The following is a 2,177-nucleotide window of genomic DNA, read 5'->3' as shown; positions in this document are numbered from 1 at the left end:
GTTCGGCTAACAAATGCATCAACACGATTTACTACACTCGGCATCTCAGGTTGTCGGGTGTTTCTCATTTTAAGGCGTCAATTTCAAGTATGATTGCATAGTAGCAAACGTGTTATGCAGGCGTTATATGCTTGAAAGGATTAGAAATTAATAAGGAGATTGACGTGATCATTAATCATATTTCTATTGGTACAAAAGACGTAGTAGCGGCAGTGGCATTTTATGATGCGGTATTTGAAACTCTATCAATAAAGCGCTCCCATTATATTGATGGAATTGCAGCAGCTTATGGTGATAGTTTTGAATTTTGGATTGGTTGCCCTTGCGAAAATAGTCCGACTAATGGTAATGGCTCTCATGTCGCTTTTAATGCCCCAAATACTGAAGCAGTCGATAATTTCTATAAGGTAGCAATTGAAAATGGTGCTACTTGTTCTGGTAAGCCTAATCTAAGACCTGAATATGGTGAAGGTTATTATGCAGCTTATGTTCTGGATTTAGATGGCAATAAAATAGAAGCTGTTTTTAATCAATTTTAGAACGCATATAACAAATGCATCAACACGATTTGCTACACTCGGCGTTGTCAGTTTGCCTTTAGTTTCAGTGATTAAGGCATTAAAATTCGGCTAGGTCTGCATGGTAGCAAACGTGTTATGCAGGCGTTATGTTTTTTTATTAAGTACGGAGAACGTTATATTGAACGGTAAAGTGTGGCAAGAACTATTAGTTCTTGAAAGTAGAGATGCAGTTGAAAGACTTTATAGTCAAATTCATGGAAGAAAACTGGCAGCAAATAGAATTATTGCCATTAATAATGCAGCGAAACAATCTCGAGAGTACTTCCGGAATGCCTTTGAATCAAATTATTTTGTCAGACCACTTTTAACATTTTATGGGGTAGCTAGTTTAAGTAGAGCACTAATTCTCTTACTTAAACTAAAAGGTGGTGAGGAAACTTTAACAGCAGGTCATGGTTTGAGTACAGATGATTGGCGTAAAGTATTCTCAGGTGAGCTGCACCAAAGCTTAAGTGCGCTATTAGATCTTAGGGTCAGTTTATGTAAAGGGTTATTTGTTGACTTGATTGACGCAACAGAAAATAAATCCTGTATACATGTTAGATCTTCAAGTGTTGACTGGGCTATTAATTATGAGAAGCCGCCAATGGGTTATGTTTTAACTTTTGGTGAGATACTTAAGCGACTACCTGATTTAGCAAATGAGCTAAAAATTGCTGATCATTCACCATTATCAATATACGTAAATGAAATGACGTATAATTCAGGTGATGGTTTAAAGGTTAATGCCATTATTCCTGATGTTTTAAAAAATCAATTCGAAAGTATTAATTATTCCATCGAGTCTGATAATACTTTAAGAGCTCCAGAAACTATTTTCACCAAGAACACTGCACTATTTTCGCATTCATATCTTAATAAACAATTTGGTTCAATTCCTAGGTTATCGATATCTTGCCCTTTAAATAATAATGGACAGTTTTCCGAATTAGCTATGTTGTATATAACGTCATATTATATGAGTATGTTAGTAAGGTATTTTCCTACATATTGGGTTTCATTAGTTCAAGGGGGAAAAGGAGATATTCTTTGGCCAGCAATTTATAAAGCCCAGCAAGTGGTTGAAACTACATATCCTGAATTGGTTATGGAATTGATAAAACATGTATCTAAGCCAAAAACATAACAATCGCATCAACACGATTTGCTACATTCGGCATTCTAGGTTTCTTTGAGTTTACCGTATTAAGTGGTAAATTTGAGCTTAATCTGTATCGTAGCAAACGTGTTATGCAGGCGTTGTGCGTACTGAGTCCGAAATTTTTTGTACGGTTCATCAAAAGGATCGCGGCTTTCGTAGTTTCGGCTTAGTAAGCGTTCCTTTCTTCTTTATTGCCTTTTGGTTTTCGTTATTATTAGGTTCGGCAAATTGGCCCTTATTTCCCTAAGTTCAGGCGTTTCAGAAGCTATTTTACGCTTCAATTGTTCTTTGGTTATGCCTCATTTTAATCTGCATCAGTGTTTTGCTCGCAGCATTTTCAATCCCAATTGTTGTTAGGATATTTGGTTTATCAGTTCCAAATCTGCTGAAACCAAACCGTTCAAATGGTGTAAGAAATGTATCTGTTTTCCATTCACTTTATCTCGCAGTTTAAG

2 protein-coding genes are annotated in these 2,177 nt (G+C 36.1%); both read left to right on the top strand.

All coding sequences use genetic code 11. The annotated features are described in order from the left end of the window. Positions 1-164 precede the first annotated feature (164 nt). Positions 165-539 carry a VOC family protein gene (locus HC728_RS19425; RefSeq protein WP_065623089.1) on the top strand — a complete coding sequence of 125 codons (375 nt, stop codon included), beginning with the start codon at positions 165-167 and terminating at the stop codon, positions 537-539. A 160-nt stretch (positions 540-699) separates the two neighbouring features. Beyond that, positions 700-1,707, top strand: a complete 1,008-nt coding sequence (locus tag HC728_RS19420) for a hypothetical protein (RefSeq protein WP_190395957.1) — start codon at positions 700-702, stop codon at positions 1,705-1,707. The last annotated feature ends 470 nt before the right edge of the window (positions 1,708-2,177 follow it).

The sequence above is a fragment of the Aliivibrio sp. S10_S31 genome, from assembly GCF_014694495.1.
GTDB lineage: Bacteria > Pseudomonadota > Gammaproteobacteria > Enterobacterales > Vibrionaceae > Aliivibrio > Aliivibrio fischeri.
The sequence above is the reverse complement of the archived record's forward strand: the minus strand, read 5'-3'. Positions and strand labels throughout refer to the sequence as shown.